The sequence below is a fragment of the Arthrobacter sp. MYb23 genome, from assembly GCF_002979775.1.
Taxonomy (GTDB): domain Bacteria; phylum Actinomycetota; class Actinomycetes; order Actinomycetales; family Micrococcaceae; genus Arthrobacter.
Genome location: NZ_PCPR01000012.1, coordinates 1 through 15,555 on the forward strand (window position 1 = coordinate 1; position 15,555 = coordinate 15,555).

Here is a 15,555-nt window from a genome sequence, read left to right on the forward strand (position 1 = left end):
GCCAACACCGGCAACTCGGACCTGAACAACGTCACCCTCACCACTTCCGCCGGCGCCACCGCCTCCCTGCTCACCACTGATGTGACTAACGGCCTGCAGCTGACCATCGAAAACTGCAGTGTTGCCTGGACCGGTGCCACCGCCCCCTACAACTGCGCGGGCACCAAGACCACCGTTCTGGCCTCCGGACCCGTGATCGCAGCGAACAAGGCCCTGGCCAACCTCACCTCGCTGGCCTCGACCAAGACTGACAACCTCAAGGTCACCACCGCATTCCCCACCACCGCGAACAACGACTTCCAAGGCGCCACGTCCACCATCGCCTTCGCCTTCACCGGCACCCAGCGCACCGAAACCACCAAGTAAGCGCTGAACCACCAAGTAAGCGCCGAGCCCACCAGCTAAGCGCAGCAACACCACCAGCCCCGCCGGGCCTGGTCGGGCGCCCCCCTGTCCGATCAGGTCCGCCGGTATTAACCCACACCGACTCTCAAGCTGGACCCCCACGAGATCGACCCCCAACACCGCAGCTCCGCAGCTTGAGCCCAACGAGCTTGCCCACCCAACACGGAAGGAACGCCAGATCATGAGCACTATCACCAGCATCAACGAACCCGCAGTCCACGGCCGGCGTTCCGCCGGGGAGGCTAGCGCCGCCGTCGTGATTTCAGCGGACGTTGCCACCGCACCTGGAGCGAGCGCAGCCAGCGCGACGGGTCGGTTCCGCCGGGTTGCCGGCAAAGTGGTCAGGGGCGTCGGTGTGGGCCTGCTGGTTCTGGGCGCGTTGGTGTTCCTGTTCCTGGCGATCGGGCCGCGGATCCTGGGCTACCAGACCTCCACCATGCTCACCGGTTCCATGGCGCCGCTGATCAACCCGGGCGACGTCGTCGTGACCGTTCCCACCCCCATCACCGACGTCAAGGTAGGCGACATCATCACCTACCACATCCCCGTCGAAGACCAACGAGTGGAAACCCACCGCATCACCGAGATCACCACTACCGCCGACGGCGGAGTCGCTGTCCAAACCAAAGGCGACGCCAACAACGGCATCGACCCCTGGATCGCCACCCTCCAAGGCAAAACCGTGGACAAGCAGATCGCCACCATCCCCCACATCGGCAACGCCATCCGCGCTCTCCGCGAACCGATCGTCATGAACACCCTCATGTATGGCGCTCCCGCCATCCTGGTCATCGGAATGCTTGCCTCCATCTGGACCAAAGAACCCACCAAGACAGCCCCGGAAGGCGCCGCAGAGCCCCAGGCAGCAAGCAGTGAGTGAGGACCCAGGCCTCAAGATCGAGGCAACTGTCCTCGAACCGTGCCGCCTGCAAACCTTGGCTGACGAGCTGGGAGACTCCGCACCAGCGCTCGGTTTTCTCGCCAACTACCTTTCCATGCTGCCGGGCCGGATGCTGAGTATCTCCAGCGGCCTATGCGGGCATAACGCCGATGCGAGCATGGACGCCATCCTGAGCCTCAAGATTTCCTCGGCCATGGTGGGAGCCCTCGAGACAGAGGACCAGTGCCGGGTCATCGAACGCATGATCCGCGACGACCACTTCGACTCCGCAATCCGAGCATTCCCGGCTCTCCAACAGTCCACGGACCGCTGCTTTGCTGCAGGGCCTCAGTTATTGGGGAAGGCACGGGAGTCGCTCTGCTCAGGGCCCCGGAATCTTTTTTAGGATTCAGCGCTCAAGGTTTGGATGCAGCGCCGATGATGCTCGCACATGCTCTCTAGCGGTCAGCCGGCACATTGGTGTCGACCGTCTTGACCTCATGCGGGACAAGGAACAGCGCGGCCACGGCCAACAGCCCGGCCGCGGCGAACACGTAGAAGCCCGCAGGGTAGGCGATGTTTGCGGCAACCAAAGTTCCCGTCACTGCGGGCCCAACGATCGCTCCGAGCCTGCCCACTCCTGCTGCGAAGCCCAGCGCGGTCCCGCGGAGGCGGGGCGGGAAAAGTTGGCTGACCCAGGCGTAAACCAGCACCTGCGAGCTGAAGACGAAAACCCCGGTGACGAACACGGCAGCGTTGAGCAGGAACTCGTTCTGGATCTTGACGCTCAAAATCGCCAGGAACACCGCGGACAATCCGAACCACATCAGCACAATCTTTTTGGTCCCGTGTTTGTCGGCAAGGATTCCGGCAAGGAAAAGACCCGCTACGGCGCCCAGGTTTAGAACCAATAGCAACGTGAGACCCGTGCTGACGGGGTACCCGGCCGCGGCCATCAGTTGCGGCAGCCACGTGTTCAGGCCGTAGACCAGCAGCAGCCCCATGAACGAGGCAATGCCAATCCCCACGGCAACCTTGGGATACGGCTTCTGCAGGAGGTCTCGGAAGCCAGTCTTTGGCTTGGTGGCCGTTGAACTCCCGACGGCGTCTGCGGCGTTCGCGGGTTCGCTCGCCTTTCGATTGCCGACTTCTGCCGAGCCAGCCTTGGCGGAGGCAACCTCAGGGAGTGACTCCGGGAGTTTCGCCCACAGGAAGGGCAGGAGTGCCAGACCCGCAACGCCGCCGATGATGAACATGAGCCGCCAGTTTGGAACGATGAAGATTGCCAGGAGTGCCGTTGCTACGGCGCCAACGTGGTAGCCGGTCATAGTCCGGGTGGTGGACTTGCCGGCGGATCCGGCAGGTGCGTAGTCGTTGATGTAGGCCAAAGCAGCGGGGAGGCACGCGCCCAAGCCGAGTCCGGCCAACATCCGAAGCAGTGAGAAGACCGCTACGTTCGGGGCGAAAGCGACCCCGATGGTGAACAGTGAGAAGCTTGCCACGCAGGCGATCAGCAGTTTGCGGCGTCCGAACCTGTCTGAGAGCGGTGCGATGAAGAGGGCGCCCAGGCCCACTCCCACCAGTGAAATGGTGGCGGCGAAGGTAGCCCCGAAAGCGTCAAAGCCAAGCTCGCCGGTCTTGATGAGTGTTGGGATAACGGTGCCCAGCACCACGAGGTCGAAGCCGTCCAACACCATGGCCAGCCAGCAAAGCCAGACGGGCCATTGGGAGCGGCGGGCAGATGACATCGTCGGCATAGCGTCCTCGGTACTTCTCAGATGGGTCGTCCCGGCCGCAGAACGGTCGGTCGGTCGATTAAGAGAGTTGTATCACCGCACCATGTTGCTTGGCACACGTTCTACCATTGAATGGAAGCTGCTGGAAGTGGAGCTGCACAGCGGCGCCAACAACTCGGCGACAAAACAGCGGTGCTGACCGCTCGGCGACCAGGAGCAAGGGAGCACACCATGGCCAACTCGGCATCAGGTGATTCTGTGGTGGACCGCGTGGTGAGGGTCATCGAAGCCTTTCCGGAAGGCGTGACTTCGCTGCAATTGAGCGAGCTGGCTGACCGTTCCGGGCTCCCGTTGTCATCGGCCCATCGGCTGGTCAGGCAACTCTCCGAGCATGGGCTCCTGGACCTTGGTGCCGGCGGGACTGTCCGCCTGGGACTGCGTTTGTGGGAACTTGTCAACAGGAATTCGCCAACCTTGGCTCTCAGGCAGGCGGCCATGCCTTTCATGGAGGACATCCAGCAAGTCCTCAACCAGAACGTAAACCTGGCCGTGCTTGACGGATGGGAAGCGCTCTTTGTGGAGCGGCTTTCCCGGCGGGGGTCCGTAGCTAACCGGGCGCAGATTGCCGGGCGTATGTCGGTCCACATTTCCTCTGCAGGACTGGCCCTGATGTCACACCAGTCGCGGGAACTTCAGGCGGAGTACCTCGAGCAGTTCGCCGATTCGTCCGGAAAAGTGACTGCCGGCGTCGTACGTCATCTTCTGGCCGAAGCGGCGCAGCAGGGGTACGCGCAACTGGCTGGCGTGGTGGATCCGGATACGTGGGGAATTGCCGTGCCCGTGATCAACAGCAAGCGTCGCACCGTGGCGGCGCTCGGAGTGGTGGTGCCCCTAGCGGAGATGCGGCTCCAAGCGCTGGTGCCTGCGCTCCAAACGGCGGCTCGGGGCATTGGGCGTCAGCTCAGCGACTAGATTCCGTCTTCCGTTCAACGGAATTCATGTAACGCCAATCACGCCTCGCGGGCCACACTGATTTCAGATTCATCCCGCTTCATTTCAAGTCGGGATCCGCAACGGAGCGAGGAAAACCATGGCACGCACACCGATTACCACCCAAGTCGCCATCATGGGCGCAGGCCCCGCCGGACTGATGCTCTCCCACCTGCTCGCCAAACAGGGCATTGAATCCGTGGTGGTGGAAATCCGTAGCCGCAAGGACATCCAGGAGACAGTACGGGCAGGCATTTTGGAGCACGGCACCGTGAACCTGCTGGTGGATTCCGGCGTCTCGGACCGGGTGCTGCGCGAAGGCGACCGACACGACGGTATCGAGCTGCGGTTCAACGGCGAGAGTCACCGCATCAACTTCAAGGAACTCGTTGGGGAATCCGTATGGCTCTACCCGCAGACCGACGTCTTCATGGATCTCGCAACAAAGCGGGAAGCCGACCGCGGTGACGTCCGGTACAGCGTCACGGACACCACTGTGCACGACCTCGAAGGCAAGCCGAAAGTCTGGTTCACCGACGCGGACGGCCAGGAGTTCGAGATTCAGGCCGACTTCCTTGTGGGTGCCGATGGGTCGCGCAGCCACTGCCGCTTCCAGATCCCCGAAGCCAACCGCAAATGGTACTTCCACGAGTATCCGTTCGCATGGTTCGGAATTCTCGCCGAGGCACCGCGTAGCGCCGACGAACTCATCTACGCCAACTCCGAGAATGGTTTCGCTCTGATCAGCCAGCGCACCGAAACCGTTCAACGCATGTACTTCCAGTGCGACCCCAAGGAGAACGTGGCCGACTGGGACGACGAACGCATCTGGACCGAGTTCCGCAAGCGCGTCAACGGCAACGGGTTTGAACTCAAGGAGGGACCCGTCCTGGAAAAGATGGTCTTGCCGTTCCGCAGCTTCGTGCACACCCCCATGCGTCATGGCAACCTTTTCCTCGCCGGCGATGCTGCGCACACGGTCCCGCCCACCGGAGCCAAGGGCCTCAACCTGGCCATCCACGACGTCAAGGTGCTGTTCGAAGGCCTGGATTCCTTCTACTCCAACGGCTCCACTGCGCTGCTCGATTCCTACAGCGACCGCGCCCTGGATCGCGTATGGAAGGCTCAGCACTTCTCGTACTGGATGACGTCCATGCTGCACACCGTGCCCGGTGCCGACGATTTCGACCGCGCCCGCCAGCTCGGCGAGCTTCACTCCGTGGTCACGTCAGAGCACGCCAAGGCGTACCTGGCGGAGTCGTACACGGGCTGGCCGACCTCGCGGTAGTGCTGGGCGCTGGCGTCGCTGTTGCGCTAACTGCGGGTTGCTGGCGACCACGAGTCTGACCCCGGAACCCGTGCCGTCCCTTCGCATTTGGCGCACCGCGGAACCCGTAGCGTCCTTGGCATTTGGCACTCCGCGGAACCCGTAGCGTCCTTGGCATTTGTCACTCCGGAACCCGTAGCGTCCCTCGCATCTGGTAGCACCCAGAAACCGACCGCGGAGATCACTTCACATCCGACATCCGGGCACAGTCCGGCAGCACCCAGCCTCCTCTTTGAGCGGAGTTTTATGTTCTTTGGGGTGTGTGGTGGTGGTTGCGTCGGGGTTTTTGTTGGGGGTCGATGTGGGGTGGAGGGACGAACCACGGGACTCCGGTTGTCATGTCGATACGCCACTGCTCTTTATGGATGAGGTGGTGATGGTGGCTGCAGAGCAGGGTGCCGTTGTCGGTTCCTGTGGTGCCGCCGTGGGACCAGTAGGTGGTGTGGTGGGCTTCGCACCAGGGTGCGGGCATGGTGCAGTCGGGGAAGGAGCAGCCGCCGTCTCGGGCGGTGATGGCTTTGCGGATGTGGGGTGGGAAGATCCGGGTGGTGCGGCCGATGTCCAGGACGCGGGAGTCGCTGCCGAGCAGGACGGGGAGGATGTCGGCGTCGCAGGCGATTTTGCGGATGGTGGTGGGGTGGATCGGTCCGAGGAACGTCGCTGTGCCCGTCCCTAAACCTGCACCTGCACCTGTCCCTGTCGCTGTATCTGTGCCTGTCGCTGTATCTGTGCCGCGCTGTTTGTGCTGGCTGGACTGGTTGTGGCTGCTTACTTGTTCGAGGAGTTCTTGGTAGCCGATGGTGATGGCGAGTTGGGGTCGGTAGCCGCCGTTGGAGGGCAGCTTCCCGGTGGTCATCGCGACGCTGCAGGCACCGACGAGGCCGTTGAGGAGTTTCTGTGCCCTAGAGCGGCGGTCCAGGTCCGGTCTGTTTGGCCGGTGTTCTGCCTCCTGCCCAGTGGATTCGTCGGCGCCTGATCCGGGCTGAGATTCTGTGCCGGTTCCATGCTCCGGGCCGTCATCGGCTTTGGTGCTGGTGGTGAGTCTGGGGTTGGTGGCGGTGTTCATGACGGTGGTGAGGGTTTCGTATTGTTCGTCGGTGGCGAAGATTTCGATGTGGTGGAGTCCGTAGCGGCGCCGGCGGCGCAGGAACGCGCCTTGGTGCTGGCGGAGGACTTCTTCGGAAGGTTCGGGGCCGTCGTGGTCGATGGAGTCGATCCAGCGTTTGGTCATGGTGGTGACGAAGTCCGGGTCGGTCTCCACCGCGGTGGTGGTCAGGGAGTGTTCCATCCGGGTGATGGTGTCCTCGTCGGTGAGGTGCCGGACTTTGTCCAGGGCGGTGCTGATGGTCGTCGCGGAGCGGGAAGGCACCAACGCGGATCCGACAGCGTCGGCGAGGATTTCGCGTCGGGCCGGGATCTCTTGGCCGGTCATCCCTGCCTGGGGGAGGACGTCCGCGGCGAGGGCGAGCCGACGGCGGGCTTCACCGATACCGATCCGCAACCGTGCCCGAAGGAACTGCGCCGCGTCCCGATACCCATCATCCAGAACACTGGCCGTGGACCCTGCACCCCATTCCGCTGAGCCCGTCCCTGTGCCCGTGGTGGAACGGTCGCCGTCCACGGGCACAGCTGTGCCACCCAAGAGCTGCGCTGCGTCGGTGGAACGGTCGCCGTCCACGTTGGAAACTAACGCCATGTCCGTTCCCGTCGGCGGGTCAGTCCAGCCAGTCCGCCACCCCGGCGCTGCTGCCGAGGACCCCGGACCGGCTTGCGCTGCTTCCTTCCGGGCCCGTTCCACCGCCTGCGCCGCAACAACCTGCAAAAACTCCACCGACCGGGAGATCTCCTCGACCCTGCCCGCGAAGTCAGCAGCCTCAACAAACCCCAACAGCCGGGCCTCGGCGGTGGCGGATAAGCGTGCGGAGTCCAGAAGTGCCGCGCCGTCTTCAAGCAGCGCCGTCAGGTCCGGCCCGGCAGCCAAGAGGTGTTCGGGTCTCGGAAGCTGCCCGACCGAACGTGGGCTTGGCTGAGCAGGCTCAGAGCTATAGCCGGTCCGGGCTTCGCGCGATGGGTCGGGCGTCGATCCTGGATGGCCGGCCGCGGCGTCTCGCTTCGGGGCGCCCGTGCGGCCAGTACCGTTGAGCAGCCCGGCACCGTGGAAATTTTCGATCAATGTGATGTGCGGGGTCGAATCCTTGAATCCGGCCTTGATCCCGTGCGGGATGCTCAGGACGCGCTGTGACCGTATGGCAGCCAGGGCAGCGACAGCAGGGGAGTGTTCCGCCCATGATGCCGTCGACTGCGCCAGTTTCTCCATGAATAAATCATTTCATTGGGGTCTGACATTTTTTAGTGGAACCCTAAAGGACGGCACCAACCTCCCGAACCAACGCAACCAGGCGAGCACAAAATCAGGCCGAAGTCAGCGCCGCCAGAGCCATCTGTTCCAGGATGGGGCGGGCTGATTTCACGGCGATCTTCCTGCCGTGGTGGCGCACCGAGTGTGGTGTGGAGTTGATCAGACCAAAGGCTGCGTGTGCCCGGACACGTAACCCGGGAACATCCGCGTCGGTGTGGATCCGCGCCAGGACGTCCACCCAGGTTTCGACGTAGCCGCGCTGCAGTGACCTGACTTCTGCTTGGTCGGCTTCGCTGAGGCTGCCAAAGTCCCTGTCCTGGACTCGGATGACGTCAGGATTGCTGAGGGCGAAGTCAACCTGGAACCGGATCAGACCTTTCAGCGCCGACAGGGCGTCTTCCGATACCGATACCACCCGCAGTCCGCCATCCAGCAAGTCACGGCTGACGCTGAGGAGAAGTTCGCCGAGGACCGCTTGCTTGCCGGGAAAATGCCGGTAGACGGCGGGTCCGCTGACGCCTGCCGCTGCTCCCAGATCTTCAAGGGACACGCGGGTGAAGCCGTTCTCGGCAAACAGCCCGGCCGCTGCGGACAACAAAGCCAGTCTGCGGAGCTCCTTTGCCTGGCCGCGTTGCGTGGCGGCGGTGCGAGTGCCATTGATGCTGGTTTCCTGACCTTCGGCCACGACTTCCTCCTTGCGCCAGGGCACGCCCGTACCCCTGGTCTCGCCTGTGCTGGACATCACAGTTAATAAAGACTAACCTAAATTTCAGTTACGTGGCACTAACCGAAATGGCCTGTGGCCGGGAATGGAACAGGGGTCAATGGAGACAATTTCCAGTCTGATGGGAACCGCGGGCAGCACCTTCGAGGCTAACCAAGATGCGCAAGTGGCCTTGGTGGAGGAACTCAGGGAGCGGCTGGCGACGGCGGCCCTCGGCGGACCGGCAAAGTCGCGGGAGCGGCACATCGCCCGTGGGAAACTCCTTCCGCGTGAACGGATCGACCATCTGCTGGATGACGGCAGCCCGTTCCTTGAGATCGCCCCCTTGGCTGCCAACGGCATGTACAACGACGAGTCCCCGGGTGCCGGGGTCATTGCAGGCATTGGCCTGGTTCATGGACGCCATGTTCTGGTGATCTCCAACGACGCCACCGTCAAGGGCGGCACCTACTATCCCATGACCGTGAAGAAACACCTCCGGGCTCAGGAAATCGCCCTGGAGAACAAGCTCCCCTGTATCTACCTCGTGGATTCGGGCGGGGCATTCCTGCCCAAGCAGGACGAGGTCTTCCCGGACAAAGAGCACTTCGGCCGGATCTTCTTCAATCAGGCCAAAATGTCCGCGGCCAAGATCCCGCAGATCGCCTCTGTCATGGGATCGTGCACGGCCGGCGGCGCCTATGTCCCGGCCATGAGTGATGAGACAGTCATTGTCCGGAATCAGGGCACCATCTTCCTGGGCGGCCCGCCCCTGGTCAAGGCAGCCATTGGCGAGATCGTCACGGCGGAGGAACTAGGCGGCGGCGACGTCCATTCCAGGATTTCCGGGGTCACGGACCACCTGGCGGAGAACGACCAGCACGCCCTTGAAATTGTCCGGGACATTGTGGCGACGTTGCCGAAGCCGGCGCAGCCGGTCTGGGACGTGTCCGACGTCGTCCTGCCGCCCGTCGTCGAGCCGTCAGAGATTTACGGTGTGGTTCCCACGGACGTCAACGCCCAATACGACGTCCGGGAAGTGATTGCCAGGCTGGTTGACGGTTCCGAATTCCACGAGTTCAAGAAGAATTACGGCACCACCTTGGTGACGGGATTCGCTCACCTGCACGGCCATCCCGTGGGCATCGTGGCCAACAACGGCGTCCTCTTCAGTGAATCTTCGCTCAAAGGAGCGCACTTCATTGAGCTCTGCGATCAGCGCGGCATTCCCCTGATCTTCCTGCAAAACCTTTCTGGTTTCATGGTGGGCAAAGACGTCGAGCAAGGCGGCATCGCCAAGAACGGCGCAAAAATGGTCACCGCGGTGGCCACAGCCCGGGTGCCCAAACTGACAGTCGTCATAGGTGGCTCGTTCGGCGCCGGCAATTACTCCATGTGCGGGCGGGCGTACTCGCCAAGGTTCCTGTGGATGTGGCCGGCATCCCGCATTTCCGTGATGGGTGGAAACCAGGCCTCCAGCGTCCTGGCTACGGTCAAAAGGGACCAATACGAGGCGGCAGGACAGGAATGGTCTACCGAGGACGAAGAAGCCTTCAAGGCTCCCATCAGGCAGCAGTACGAGGACCAGGGGAGCCCGTATTATTCCACCGCCCGGCTGTGGGACGACGGCATCATTGATCCCGCCGACACACGGCGCGTCCTGGGCATGGCCCTGGACGTCGTCTCCCGCCAACAACTGCCCGAGACCTCCTTCGGTCTCTTCAGGATGTGACCATGACCTTGCCAACTACAACCACCGTCCAGGCAAGCCCGGTGGTGGAAGCCCGAACCTTCAAGGCCGTCCTCGTTGCCAACCGTGGCGAGATTGCCTGCCGCGTCATCCGGACCCTGAAGGAGATGGGCATCCGCTCAATCGCCGTGTACTCGGATGCCGACAAGAATGCCAAGCATGTGGCCCTCGCCGATACCGCCGTCGCCATCGGTGGCAAGGCACCCGCGGAGAGCTACCTGAAGATCGACGCCATCATCGACGCATGCCGCCGAAGCGGCGCGGAAGCAGTCCACCCGGGCTATGGCTTCCTGTCCGAGAATGTGGAGTTCGCCAAGGCACTGGACGCGGCGGGCATCACCTTCATTGGGCCCGGAATTGGCGCCATAGAAGTCATGGGCGACAAAATCCGCTCCAAGAATCACGTGATGGCCTACGACGTCCCCTGCGTTCCGGGAATCGCGCAAGCAGGCCTCAGCGACCGGGACCTGATCCAGGCCGCACCGGGTGTCGGTTTCCCTTTGCTGATCAAGCCGTCCGCAGGTGGTGGTGGTAAAGGTATGCACGTGGTCGAGAGGCCGGAGGATATGGCCTCCACACTCGTCACAGCCAGGCGCGTCGCAGCGTCTGCTTTTGGCGACGACACCCTTTTCCTTGAGCGGCTCATCCGCGCCCCCCGCCACATCGAGGTTCAGGTCCTGGCGGACAACCACGGCAACGTGATCCACCTCGGCGAGCGCGAGTGTTCTCTCCAGCGGCGCCACCAGAAGGTGATCGAAGAAGCTCCGTCCGCCCTTTTCGAAACACTGCCCAACGGGGCGGAGGAGCGGGCCCGGATTGGCGAGGCTGCCTGCAACGCGGCGCGTTCGGTTAATTACAGTGGCGCGGGAACCGTGGAATTCCTGGTCTCTGACGAACACCCTGACGAGTTCTTCTTCATGGAGATGAATACCCGGCTTCAGGTGGAGCACCCTGTCACGGAAATGGTCACGGGCATCGACCTCGTTGAATGGCAGGTGCGGATCGCCGCCGGTGAGGTTCTCACCGTGGCGCAGTCCGACGTCGTACTTAGAGGCCACGCCGTGGAGGCGCGTGTCTACGCCGAGGTGCCCGAGCGGAATTTCATGCCGTCCATGGGGCGGATCGTGGCGCTGGCTGAGCGGGGCGCACCCGATGCAGCCGTTTCGGGGCAGCAACCTGAGGGCTCGGAAGTGCGGATCGATTCGGCCATGCGCGAGAACTTGGAGATCACGGGAGACTACGACCCCATGCTTGCCAAGGTCATCGCGTGGGGTGAGGACCGGGCTTCGGCGCTGAATAAGCTCGACGCTGCCCTGGGCCGCTACACGCTGCTCGGCGTGGACACGAATGTGGAGTACCTGCGGTTGTTGATCAACGATCCCGAGGTCGCCGCCGGGCATCTCGATACGGGGCTGATCGAGCGCAGGCTGCCGTCCATGACGTTCCGGCATGTTGGTTCTGCTGAGTTGATTGCCGCCGCCCTCACCCTCTGGCTTGATCGCACAGGTTCGGCGATGGCCGGCCACGCGTGGAAGACCGCCGACTCCTGGCGTGCCGGCGGACGCGGCGCGTGGACGGCCACCTTTGGTATTCCTGGCGCGGGAATCGCCACGGTGTCACTTACCGAGGAGAACGGCACCGTCAGGGCAAGCGTCGACGGCGGGACTCCGGTCAACGTCAGGGTGGCAGATCGCGGTGACAACAGGATCGTGGTGGAGTTCGACGACGGCCCGGTCACCTTCGCGGTTGCCGCGGCGCCGCGTAGCAACAGCGTCCACGAACTCTATGTGGGCAACGACGGCTGGTCCTGCGGGCTTGAGGTCCTGAACCGGGCCGAGCGCCTGCGACGGATGCTCGCCGGGATCCAACGCGACGAGGGGGCGGCGGACCCGGAGGTGCGTTCACCGATGCCCGGAACGGTGGTCTCCGTTTCCGTAGCCGACGGAGACACCGTGGAGGAAGGGCAGGCGCTCCTTGCTGTGGAGGCCATGAAGATGGAGCACCAACTGGTGGCGTCGGTTGCGGGAACCGTTCATCTCACCAGCAAACCGGGCGATCTCGTCAAAGCCGACCAGGTGCTCGCCACCATTCACGTAGACACAGACAGCACCAATACCGACAGCACCAGCACAGACAGCACCAGCACAGACGAGGAAGTCCAGCCATGAGCACGTTTGAACTGAATGAGGAGTATCAGGACCTGAGCGACTCCGTCCGCGAGTTCGCTGACGAAGTGGTGGCACCCGTCTCCGCCAAGCACGACGAAGAGCACAGTTTTCCCTACGAGGTTGTGAAGCAGATGGGGGAGATGGGCTTGTTCGGCCTGCCGTTCCCCGAAGAGTTTGGTGGCATGGGCGGGGACTACTTTGCTCTTGCTTTGGCCTTGGAACAGCTCGGGCGAGTGGACCAGTCGGTGGCCATCACGCTGGAAGCGGGGGTGTCCCTCGGTGCGATGCCCGTATACCGCTTCGGAACGGATGCGCAGAAAGAGGAGTGGCTGCCGCAGCTGGCGTCCGGGCGGTCCTTAGCTGGTTTCGGCCTGACGGAGCGCGAGGCAGGTTCAGATGCGGGCGGCACCAAGTCCAACGCGCATCTGGATAACGGCGAATGGGTGATCAACGGCAACAAGGAGTTCATCACTAACTCAGGTACGGACATCACCACCCTGGTGACGGTCACGGCCGTGACGGGCCAGAAGGAAAACGCGGACGGCAGCACCAAAAAGGAGATCTCCACCATCCTGGTGCCTACTGACACGCCCGGGTTCACCGCGGAAAAGCCGTACAACAAGGTGGGATGGAACGCCTCGGATACCCACCCGCTCACCCTGGACAATGTCCGCGTTCCTGAAGCAAACCTCCTGGGGGAGCGCGGCCGTGGTTATGCGAACTTCCTCTCCATTTTGGACGAGGGACGCATCGCCATCGCTGCACTGGCCACGGGCGCAGCTCAAGGGTGCGTGGACTTGTCCGTGAAATACGCCAAGGAACGCAGCGCGTTCGGGCAGAACATCGGCAAGTACCAAGCCATCCAGTTCAAGATCGCACGGATGCAGGCAAGGGCCCACACTGCCCGCCTGGCCTACTACGACGCTGCGTCCAGGATGCTGGCAGGCAAGCCGTTCAAGACCGAAGCGGCCATCGCTAAGATGGTCGCAGGCGAGGCAGCCATGGACAACGCGCGGGACGCCACCCAGGTGTTCGGCGGCTATGGCTTCATCAACGAATTCACGGTGGCACGCCACTACCGTGACTCCAAGATCCTTGAAATCGGGGAGGGCACCACGGAGGTGCAGTTGATGCTCATCGCCCGCGAGCTGGGTCTGTAACCGTAGGGGAAGGATCAAGGATGATTGACAAGGTTGTTGCCAGCGCCGCGGAAGCGGTGAAGGACATCCCGGACGGTGCCTCATTGGCCGTAGGAGGTTTTGGTTTATGCGGCATCCCTGTTTCGCTGATCGATGCCCTCTACCAGCAAGGCACCACAGATCTTGAGACGGTCAGCAACAACTGCGGCGTGGACGGCTGGGGCCTTGGCATTCTCCTCAAGGATGGTCGTATCCGGCGGACCATCAGCTCGTACGTCGGCGAGAACAAGGAGTTCGCCCGGCAGTACCTTTCGGGGGAGCTGGAAGTAGTCCTCACCCCGCAGGGCACCTTGGCCGAGAAGCTCCGCGCCGGAGGTGCCGGTATCCCGGCCTTCTACACCAAAGCCGGTGTGGGTACTCAAGTGTCCGAGGGCGGACTTCCGCAAAAGTACGACGCCGACGGCAACGTTGCGATCGCTTCCTCCCCCAAGGAGGTTCGCGCTTTCAACGATGCGGACTATGTGCTGGAAGAGTCCCTGACACCTGATTTCGGCTTGGTCCACGCCTGGAAGGGTGACAGGCACGGCAATCTGGTTTTCCATGCGACGGCGATGAACTTCAACCCGCTCTGCGCAATGGCGGCCCGGACCACCATTGCCGAAGTCGAGGAGTTGGTGGAACCCGGCGAGCTGGACCCTGAGCATATCCACACGCCGGGGATCTTCGTTCAAAGGGTGGTGGTGGCAACGTCCAGCGAGAAGCGGATAGAGAAGCGGACCGTGGCCCTGACCCCCAATACTGAGCCAGGCCAGACAGGAACAGGCCAGACAGGAGCGGAACGATGACCGACAACACGTACCAGGACATCCCGCCCCGCCCCGAAGCCGTCCGGCACGAGTACCGCCGCGCCGACGTCGAACATCACGACGCCAAAGGCTGGACCCGCAACGAACTTGCCGCCCGTGTTGCGCAGGAGCTGAGCAACGGGCAGTACGTGAACTTTGGCATCGGTATGCCCACGTTGATCCCCAACTACATTCCCAACGGCGTGGAGGTCATCCTTCACTCGGAGAACGGAATCCTCGGCGTTGGTCCTTATCCGGCTGAGGACAAGATTGATCCGGACCTCATCAATGCGGGCAAGGAAACGGTCACCACCAATGCCGGGGCCGCGTTCTTTGATTCGGCGGCGTCCTTCGGCATGATCCGCGGCGGGCACGTGGACGTAGCCGTTTTGGGTGCCATGGAGGTGGCTGTGAACGGTGATCTGGCCAACTGGATGATTCCCGGCAAGATGGTCAAAGGGATGGGTGGCGCCATGGACCTCGTGTTTGGTGCCAAGAGAGTCATTGTCATGATGGAACATGTGGACCGCAACGGCAGGCCTAAGATCGTGCAGGACTGCACGCTCCCGCTCACCGGAAGAGGGTGCGTGGACCGTATCATCACGGACCTCGCGGTGATCGACGTCGTCAAGGATGATGGCGAACCGCGGTTGGTCCTCCGCGAACTGGCCCCCAACGTCACCCTCGACGACGTTGTGGCGGCCACGGGCGCGGACCTGTTCGAAGAAGACCAGGAACTGACCGTATGACCCGGGTTGTGGAGCAGCGCGGACTCTATTTCGATGAGCTCGAAGAGGGCGTGATTTACGCGCACAAGCCTGGCCGCACCGTCACCGAGACGGATAATGTCCTCTTCACCACCATGACCATGAACACCCAGGCGCTGCATTTGGACGCGGCCTGGAGTTCCGGGCAGCCGTTCGGGCAGCGGCTCATGAATTCAATGTTTACCTTGTCCACCATGGTGGGGCAGTCGGTGACGCAGTTGACGCAGGGCACCATCATCGCGCAGTTGGGTCTGACGGATGTCACGTTTCCGCACCCGCTCTATCACGGCGATACCCTGTACACGGAAACAGTGATCACGGGTAAACGGCTGTCGTCTTCGCGGCCCGGCCAAGGCGTGGTGACCATGCAGCACACCGGCCACAACCAGGACGGAAAAGTGGTGGCCTTGGCAACCCGGACCTGCCTGATGTGGACCAAGGAAGCGCACGCCGCGCAATCCTGACCCACCCTTTCCATGACTTCGC

General features: G+C 62.7%; 13 protein-coding genes and 1 pseudogene. 11 read left to right on the forward strand and 3 right to left on the reverse strand.

Features of this window, described 5'->3' with window-relative positions; translation table 11 throughout:
- The 3 genes and pseudogenes from CQ020_RS13285 to CQ020_RS13295 form a co-directional block, all read left to right on the forward strand.
- Positions 1-366: pseudogene (locus tag CQ020_RS13285) on the forward strand (hypothetical protein); the annotation flags it as partial.
- Positions 367-586: 220 nt separating this feature from the next.
- Positions 587-1,285, forward strand: a complete 699-nt coding sequence (locus CQ020_RS13290; RefSeq protein ID WP_105692277.1) for a signal peptidase I — start codon at positions 587-589, stop codon at positions 1,283-1,285.
- Complete coding sequence (locus CQ020_RS13295) at positions 1,278-1,691, forward strand: Hpt domain-containing protein (protein WP_105692278.1); 414 nt, start codon at positions 1,278-1,280, stop codon at positions 1,689-1,691. The genes CQ020_RS13290 and CQ020_RS13295 overlap by 8 nt, the downstream gene beginning before the upstream one ends.
- Before the next feature lie 52 nt (positions 1,692-1,743).
- On the opposite strand, the gene CQ020_RS13300 is transcribed toward CQ020_RS13295, so the two are convergent.
- Positions 1,744-3,042, reverse strand: a complete 1,299-nt coding sequence (locus tag CQ020_RS13300; RefSeq protein WP_374955196.1) for an MFS transporter — start codon at positions 3,040-3,042, stop codon at positions 1,744-1,746.
- 210 nt (positions 3,043-3,252) lie between these two features.
- Here CQ020_RS13300 and CQ020_RS13305 point away from each other — a divergent pair, with 210 nt between their 5' ends.
- On the forward strand, positions 3,253-3,993 hold the full coding sequence (locus CQ020_RS13305; RefSeq protein ID WP_105692280.1) for an IclR family transcriptional regulator: 741 nt from the start codon (positions 3,253-3,255) through the stop codon (positions 3,991-3,993).
- Positions 3,994-4,111: 118 nt separating this feature from the next.
- The gene (locus tag CQ020_RS13310) at positions 4,112-5,299 is read left to right on the forward strand and encodes a 4-hydroxybenzoate 3-monooxygenase (protein ID WP_105692281.1); all 1,188 of its coding nucleotides are present in this window, start codon (positions 4,112-4,114) and stop codon (positions 5,297-5,299) included.
- Between the two features lie 283 nt (positions 5,300-5,582).
- Here CQ020_RS13310 and CQ020_RS13315 read toward each other — a convergent pair whose 3' ends face one another.
- Both CQ020_RS13315 and CQ020_RS13320 read right to left on the reverse strand, forming a co-directional pair.
- Positions 5,583-7,655, reverse strand: a complete 2,073-nt coding sequence (locus tag CQ020_RS13315) for an HNH endonuclease signature motif containing protein (RefSeq protein ID WP_105692282.1) — start codon at positions 7,653-7,655, stop codon at positions 5,583-5,585.
- Between the two features lie 94 nt (positions 7,656-7,749).
- Positions 7,750-8,382, reverse strand: a complete 633-nt coding sequence (locus CQ020_RS13320; RefSeq protein WP_105692378.1) for a TetR/AcrR family transcriptional regulator — start codon at positions 8,380-8,382, stop codon at positions 7,750-7,752.
- Positions 8,383-8,521: 139 nt separating this feature from the next.
- Here CQ020_RS13320 and CQ020_RS13325 point away from each other — a divergent pair, with 139 nt between their 5' ends.
- From CQ020_RS13325 to CQ020_RS13350, 6 genes are read left to right on the forward strand one after another with little or no spacing between them, the layout of a single operon-like run.
- Positions 8,522-10,132, forward strand: coding sequence for a carboxyl transferase domain-containing protein (locus CQ020_RS13325; RefSeq protein ID WP_105692283.1), 1,611 nt, complete (start codon positions 8,522-8,524; stop codon positions 10,130-10,132).
- Positions 10,133-10,134: 2 nt separating this feature from the next.
- Positions 10,135-12,318 (forward strand): biotin carboxylase N-terminal domain-containing protein, encoded by a 2,184-nt coding sequence (locus CQ020_RS13330; protein ID WP_105692284.1) that lies wholly within the window; start codon positions 10,135-10,137, stop codon positions 12,316-12,318.
- Positions 12,315-13,478 (forward strand): acyl-CoA dehydrogenase family protein, encoded by a 1,164-nt coding sequence (locus tag CQ020_RS13335; RefSeq protein WP_105692285.1) that lies wholly within the window; start codon positions 12,315-12,317, stop codon positions 13,476-13,478. The genes CQ020_RS13330 and CQ020_RS13335 overlap by 4 nt, the downstream gene beginning before the upstream one ends.
- Positions 13,479-13,498: 20 nt before the next feature.
- Positions 13,499-14,302 carry a CoA transferase subunit A gene (locus CQ020_RS13340; RefSeq protein WP_105692286.1) on the forward strand — a complete coding sequence of 268 codons (804 nt, stop codon included), beginning with the start codon at positions 13,499-13,501 and terminating at the stop codon, positions 14,300-14,302.
- Entirely contained in the window at positions 14,299-15,051 is a 753-nt protein-coding gene (locus CQ020_RS13345; RefSeq protein WP_105692287.1) for a CoA transferase subunit B, read from the forward strand. Before CQ020_RS13340 ends, CQ020_RS13345 begins: the two co-directional genes overlap by 4 nt.
- On the forward strand, positions 15,048-15,533 hold the full coding sequence (locus CQ020_RS13350) for a MaoC family dehydratase (protein WP_105692288.1): 486 nt from the start codon (positions 15,048-15,050) through the stop codon (positions 15,531-15,533). Before CQ020_RS13345 ends, CQ020_RS13350 begins: the two co-directional genes overlap by 4 nt.
- Positions 15,534-15,555: the final 22 nt, after the last annotated feature.

Excerpts from the sequence above, each read along its gene's own strand:
- CQ020_RS13290 (WP_105692277.1), top strand. The coding sequence starts at position 587 with ATGAGCACTATCACCAGCATCAACGAACCCGCAGTCCACGGCCGGCGT.
- CQ020_RS13300 (WP_374955196.1), bottom strand. The coding sequence starts at position 3,042 with ATGCCGACGATGTCATCTGCCCGCCGCTCCCAATGGCCCGTCTGGCTT.
- CQ020_RS13305 (WP_105692280.1), top strand. The coding sequence starts at position 3,253 with ATGGCCAACTCGGCATCAGGTGATTCTGTGGTGGACCGCGTGGTGAGG.
- CQ020_RS13310 (WP_105692281.1), top strand. The coding sequence starts at position 4,112 with ATGGCACGCACACCGATTACCACCCAAGTCGCCATCATGGGCGCAGGC.
- CQ020_RS13315 (WP_105692282.1), bottom strand. The coding sequence starts at position 7,655 with ATGGAGAAACTGGCGCAGTCGACGGCATCATGGGCGGAACACTCCCCT.
- CQ020_RS13325 (WP_105692283.1), top strand. The coding sequence starts at position 8,522 with ATGGAGACAATTTCCAGTCTGATGGGAACCGCGGGCAGCACCTTCGAG.
- CQ020_RS13330 (WP_105692284.1), top strand. The coding sequence starts at position 10,135 with ATGACCTTGCCAACTACAACCACCGTCCAGGCAAGCCCGGTGGTGGAA.
- CQ020_RS13335 (WP_105692285.1), top strand. The coding sequence starts at position 12,315 with ATGAGCACGTTTGAACTGAATGAGGAGTATCAGGACCTGAGCGACTCC.
- CQ020_RS13340 (WP_105692286.1), top strand. The coding sequence starts at position 13,499 with ATGATTGACAAGGTTGTTGCCAGCGCCGCGGAAGCGGTGAAGGACATC.
- CQ020_RS13345 (WP_105692287.1), top strand. The coding sequence starts at position 14,299 with ATGACCGACAACACGTACCAGGACATCCCGCCCCGCCCCGAAGCCGTC.
- CQ020_RS13350 (WP_105692288.1), top strand. The coding sequence starts at position 15,048 with ATGACCCGGGTTGTGGAGCAGCGCGGACTCTATTTCGATGAGCTCGAA.